The following is a 5,607-nucleotide window of genomic DNA, read 5'->3' on the forward strand; positions in this document are numbered from 1 at the left end:
GAATAATTGTGGGAGGGTGGACAGGGTTCACCCTTTTTTGTCGGCAATTGCGATCGCAGATCCGCTCAAAACCAATAGAAATCTAAATGTCTGAGTCTCTCCAAAAGGTAACAAGTAAACTATAAAGGATATCGTCATCAGAATCTGAGCGGCGATCGACTCCCGAATATATGGACAACAAAAACCCATGGAGACAACCTATACCCTAGCTGATGGGCGTGAAGCACTTCAATGCCCCACTTTAGTTGAAGATGATCGCACGGGCATGAGTCCCGAAACCCTAAAACGGGCTTTTCTGGACAATTTGTTTTATTTGCAAGGGGTTAACCGCACCGATGCCAGTCCCTACAATTACTATGTCGCCCTTGCCTACACCGTTCGCGATCGCCTGCTGCGTCGTTTTCTGAAATCCACCGACACCTACAAACAAGAAAAAGTTAAACTCGTCTGCTATTTCTCCGCCGAATTCCTCATGGGGCGGTATTTAGGCAATAATCTCGCTAATTTGGGTATTTATGACCGAATCAAAGAGATGATCGAGGAATTAGGTCTTGATTTTGAGGAAATTATCGAACAGGAACCGGATCCCGGCCTGGGAAACGGCGGTTTAGGTCGTTTAGCGGCTTGTTTCCTCGATTCCCTCGCTTCCCTAGAAATTCCCGCCATCGGTTACGGTATCCGCTACGAATTTGGCATTTTCCATCAAATGATCCAAAACGGTTGGCAGGTGGAAATCCCCGATAACTGGCTACGCTTCGGCAATCCTTGGGAATTACCCCGTCCCGATGAAAGTGTGGAAGTAAAACTGGGTGGCCGGACGGAAATCTATCACGATGATAAGGGACAGGAACGGGTACAATGGCTGCCGGAACGTCGGGTTTTAGCCATTCCCCACGATACCCCCGTCCCGGGTTACAAAACCAACACGGTTAACGCTTTGCGTCTCTGGAAAGCAGAAGCGAGTGAATCGTTTAATTTTGAGGCTTTTAACGCCGGATTATACGATCAATCCGTGGCCGAAAAAATGGACGCGGAAACCATTTCTAAAGTCCTTTATCCCAACGATAACACCCCCGCCGGTCGAGAATTACGTCTCGCCCAACAATACTTTTTTGTGGCCGCTTCCCTGCAAGATTTAATTCGCATTCACCTAAAAAGCCACAAAAATCTGCAAAACTTCCACGAAACCGCCGCTATTCAACTGAACGATACTCACCCTGCCATTGCGATCGCTGAGCTAATGCGTTTGTTAGTGGATGAAAACGGCTTAGAATGGTCAAAAGCTTGGGCAATTACCCAAAAAACCTTCGCTTATACCAATCATACCCTATTGCCGGAAGCCCTGGAACGTTGGTCGGCGGATTTACTTGGCAAACTGCTGCCCCGACATCTAGAAATTATCTATCTGATCAATCACTTTTTCCTTGAGGATGTGCGGACTTGGTTTCCCGATAACGAGGAATTATTGGGCAAATTGTCGATAGTTGAAGAAGCTGGTTGGGGTAATAAACAAATTCGCATGGCTAATTTAGCCTGTGTGGGTAGTCACTCGATTAACGGAGTCGCCGCTTTACACACGGAGTTACTGCAAAAAGACACCCTGAAAGAGTTTGCCATGCTCTGGCCGGAAAAATTCTACAATAAAACCAATGGTGTCACCCCGCGCCGGTGGATTTTATTGAGCAATCCCCAATTATCGGCAATATTTACCGAAAAAATCGGCGATAATTGGTTAAAAGACCTGAAGGAATTGCGAAAACTGGAACAATACCTTGATGATCCCGCATTCCGTCAGCGTTGGTATGAAATTAAACAGGCGAATAAGGCCGATTTAGCGGCTTATATGCTGAAAACCCGCAATATCGAGGTGGATGTTAATTCGATTTTCGATGTGCAGGTAAAACGGATTCACGAATACAAACGCCAACATCTGGCAGTTCTGCACATTATCGCCCTTTACAATCGCATTAAACAGAACCCTCAGATCGATATCGTGCCGCGCACTTTTATCTTTGGTGGTAAGGCAGCCCCCGGTTACTTTATGGCGAAGTTAATTATTAAGTTAACTAATGCTGTAGCTGAAATTGTGAATAAGGATCCTGATGTCAGAGGTCGTTTAAAATTGGTTTTCCTGCCTAACTTTAACGTTTCTTTGGGTCAACGCATCTATCCGGCGGCGGATCTTTCCGAACAGATTTCTACGGCGGGTAAGGAAGCTTCCGGAACCGGTAATATGAAGTTTGCCATGAATGGCTCCCTCACCATTGGGACTCTGGACGGCGCTAATATCGAAATTCGCGAGGAAGCAGGAGCAGAAAATTTCTTCCTTTTTGGCTTGACAGCAGAAGAAGTTTATGCTAAGAAGGCACAGGGTTATGAACCGATGAGCTATTACAAAAATAATCGCGAATTGAAGGGAGTGATCGATCGAATCAAGAGTGGTTATTTTAGCCATGGTGACCCGGAATTATTCAGGCCGATCGTTGATTCTCTCCTCTACGATGACCAGTATATGCTTTTAGCTGATTATCAATCCTACGCTGATTGTCAGGAACAGGTAAGTCAAGCTTATCGCGATCGGGACAAGTGGACGCGGATGTCGATTCTCAACTCGGTTCGTATGGCCAAATTCTCTAGCGATCGCACAATCTGGGAATATTGTCAAGAGATTTGGAAAGTTAATCCGGTCAAGATTAGTTTAGAGGATTAAAAAACTCGGTCAAGTTCGGGTTTAGTCTTTGACTAGCCCGAATTCTGGAACCGTCGCCCCCAAAATGCTTTGGGAAAACGATAAAATTTATTATTTTTTGCTATCCAAAAATTCGGTCAACACTTTTGAGTTTTAGGGTGAATGATGCGGCGAGCTTTTTGATTATGAGGAAAAATAGAAATGTCAGTAATAATTGAACAAAACCTAGGGGAAATTTTAGCCCAGATTAATCAAAAATTAGAGAATTTACAAAAAGATGTTACAGACATCAAAATTGAGTTAACAGAAGCTAAGGGGGAAAGACAGGTATTAAAGGTGGAAATCGATAACCTGAAGCAAGATGTTAATGCGATTAAAAGTTCACAACAGGCTCAAATTTGGACATTAATTGGTATTTTAATTACGGCGGTAGGAGGGTTTTTAGTGGCAGTGGGTAGGTTTGTTATTTCGGGTAATCCTTAATTGCAATACCGTCTAAACTATGATTAAGAGTGATTGAATGATCGACTATGATTGGGTTGTTTTTAGACAATCCAATGTCTAAACTATGATTAGAATGATTGAATGATCGACTATGATTGGGTTGTTTTTAGACAATCCCACAATCACAAAAATCCTATTCATTTGATTCCCAAGTATTAAGGATATTCTAAGAATAAATTTTGAAAAGTATGGGTATCCTGCCAGCGATAGATTGAAAAATCGCGGCGATCTGACGTTAAAATTCTCCCGTGTCCTAAGTTTTCAGCTAATACTACTAATGAAGCATCAGCTAGATCCATTGGTATATCTTCATAACGTTTCATAAGTTGTTGCATTCGTCTAACATGATTTGATTGTAATTCAAATACTTCAAAACCACCTGCTAAGAAATTTTGAATAAATAGCAGTTGAGCATGATTACCGAGACGAGTTAGCAAAAGGTAACAAGTTTCGGTGACAACACACCAGGTTGTTATTAGGGGTTCTCGCAATCTTTGAATTACAAGCTGTGCTTGTTGATGATGATTATCTTGCTCATTGGCGAGGGCCAACCAGAAGCCTGTATCAACTATAATCATGTTTGGCTGACCATTCTTCCTTGAGGATGGTTTTATAATTAGTAGAAAGATCGGGCGAACCTTGTCCACACCCAATAAAACCGCTTTCTTTCAGCACTTTAAGGGGAGCTGAGTTACGCGGGTGTAGTTTGGTATATTGTTGCTCAATAACTTGATTGAGTAGGGTAGTTATATCCTGATCGCTATGTTGTTGGATGTAGGCGAGTTTTTCCCTTTGTTCTTGGCTAAGATGAATGGTGATGTCCATAGTCTTTCTCCTTAATAATGTCTAAACTATGATTAGAATGATTGAATGATAAACTATGACTAGGTTATCCTTTGTCCTTGATAATCACGAATATTTGTTGTATCACATTATATCATAAGGTCGCTCTCTCTCAAAAAAAAATCACAGTCCATCACATAATCACATCAAGCACAGTACAGACAATGAATGAACAACGCGCCCAAGCTTATGTTAATTTAATTGAACAGTTGCTCGCTTGTGCTGATGGTGAGGAACCCAATTAAAATTAGGGAAAATAGCGATAAAAATCCCGTCGATGTAGAACACGCATCATTTCTACCTTATTTCCTTGTACTTCTATTCCGATACGATAGTCACCAACACGAATACGATAACGATTAGGATAACCCTTCATCGCCTTAATATTACTTAAAACCTCCAAATTGATAGCTAAGGGGAGTCTTTCAAAAGCAATATCGACGATTTGATCATATATAGGTTGTTTTTTCAACTTCTTTAAATCTTTTAAAAATAATTGGCGATACTCAACTTCCAAATTATTTCTCCAGATATTGTAATGCTGTTTGACGGTCTAATAAAGGGGTTGACATCGCTTCATCCATTGCTTGACTTAGACAATAATCTTCTAATCTATCCGATAACTCATCTAAGGCAATTTCCGCTTCGGGAAAGATTTGTTTCCACACTTTAATAGGGATAACAACCCCTGTTAATTCACCATTTGTATCTCTCAGGTACTCAATTTCTAACATTTAACGCTTCGGATTATCATTAGTTTTATATCTCCCGGCATTTTGTGGGAAACTATACAATAATATACCAAATAATAACAAGTAGCGCCATAAATTCTGATGTATAATGACTTTTAAGGGTAGTTTGGGGTTGAAGGGTACGGTTATGGATGAAGCCAAATTACAAACTTATGTTAATTTAATTGAACAGGCGATCACCGTCATTTCGATGGTGTGGAGTCTCTTTATGCTTTCTCTTCGCCAGACCAATTGATGGCCGACTTCAACTCTGACATTTTGAGGTGGAATTATGAACACGGTCGTTCTTGAAGTTCGCTCCTTGACTGACACCCTTGCCGATGCCGTTCAAGCGATGAAAACTGGTCGAGCAGAAAAAGAAGTTCGTATCAGTTTTGCTACCCCCGAACTTCTCTGGAAAGTTCTGACTGCCAAGCGGTGGCAACTCCTCAAAGCTATGTGCGGTGCTGGCCCCATTTCTATCCGTGAGGCGGCGAGGCGAGTACATCGGGATGTTAAAGCAGTACATGGAGATATTACGGCACTTTTAAATGTCGGTATTCTGAGTCGTGTAGCAGATGGGAGTGTAGAGTTCCCGTTTGAAGCGATCAAGGTTGAATTCATGTTGCAAGCCGTTTGATCGCCGGATTAGCAGCGATCGCGAATAAAGAGGACACATGAACCAAAAGTATTATCATTCTCAAAGGTAAGTAGGGAGGCGTTAAAAGTTGTCAGACACCCCCCTTATCAAGGGGGGATTAAGGGGGGATCGGCACCCCCCTTATCAAGGGGGGCAGGGGGGATCGAACCTAAAATCCATTTTTAATTTAATTATAACCA

General features: G+C 42.1%; 8 protein-coding genes. 4 read left to right on the forward strand and 4 right to left on the reverse strand.

From position 1 onward, the window contains the following. Positions 1–187 precede the first annotated feature (187 nt). Both IM500_RS02200 and IM500_RS02205 read left to right on the forward strand, forming a co-directional pair. Positions 188–2,710 carry a glycogen/starch/alpha-glucan phosphorylase gene (locus IM500_RS02200; RefSeq protein WP_190721901.1) on the forward strand — a complete coding sequence of 841 codons (2,523 nt, stop codon included), beginning with the start codon at positions 188–190 and terminating at the stop codon, positions 2,708–2,710. Positions 2,711–2,890: 180 nt separating this feature from the next. Continuing rightward, positions 2,891–3,172: a hemolysin XhlA family protein gene (locus IM500_RS02205; protein WP_190721899.1), complete on the forward strand. Its 282-nt coding sequence runs from the start codon at positions 2,891–2,893 to the stop codon at positions 3,170–3,172. 176 nt (positions 3,173–3,348) lie between these two features. On the opposite strand, the gene IM500_RS02210 is transcribed toward IM500_RS02205, so the two are convergent. From IM500_RS02210 to IM500_RS02225, 4 genes are all read right to left on the reverse strand, one after another. Then, positions 3,349–3,771 carry a type II toxin-antitoxin system VapC family toxin gene (locus IM500_RS02210; protein ID WP_190721897.1) on the reverse strand — a complete coding sequence of 141 codons (423 nt, stop codon included), beginning with the start codon at positions 3,769–3,771 and terminating at the stop codon, positions 3,349–3,351. After that, a complete protein-coding gene (locus IM500_RS02215) occupies positions 3,758–4,018 on the reverse strand; it encodes a hypothetical protein (RefSeq protein WP_190721895.1) in 261 nt (86 codons plus the stop codon). The genes IM500_RS02210 and IM500_RS02215 overlap by 14 nt, the downstream gene beginning before the upstream one ends. A 265-nt stretch (positions 4,019–4,283) precedes the next feature. After that, a complete protein-coding gene (locus IM500_RS02220) occupies positions 4,284–4,553 on the reverse strand; it encodes a type II toxin-antitoxin system RelE family toxin (RefSeq protein WP_052277430.1) in 270 nt (89 codons plus the stop codon). Between the two features lies 1 nt (position 4,554). After that, the gene (locus tag IM500_RS02225; RefSeq protein WP_061431373.1) at positions 4,555–4,770 is read right to left on the reverse strand and encodes a RelB antitoxin-like protein; all 216 of its coding nucleotides are present in this window, start codon (positions 4,768–4,770) and stop codon (positions 4,555–4,557) included. A 106-nt stretch (positions 4,771–4,876) separates the two neighbouring features. On the opposite strand from IM500_RS02225, the gene IM500_RS02230 reads away from it, so the two are divergent. Next, positions 4,877–5,023, forward strand: coding sequence for a hypothetical protein (locus IM500_RS02230; protein ID WP_155726632.1), 147 nt, complete (start codon positions 4,877–4,879; stop codon positions 5,021–5,023). Positions 5,024–5,059: 36 nt separating this feature from the next. Next, positions 5,060–5,407, forward strand: a complete 348-nt coding sequence (locus IM500_RS02235) for an HVO_A0114 family putative DNA-binding protein (RefSeq protein WP_190721894.1) — start codon at positions 5,060–5,062, stop codon at positions 5,405–5,407. The last annotated feature ends 200 nt before the right edge of the window (positions 5,408–5,607 follow it).

Origin of the sequence: Microcystis sp. M179S2, from assembly GCF_020245805.1 — a bacterium.
In the GTDB taxonomy this organism is placed as follows: domain Bacteria; phylum Cyanobacteriota; class Cyanobacteriia; order Cyanobacteriales; family Microcystaceae; genus Microcystis; species Microcystis aeruginosa.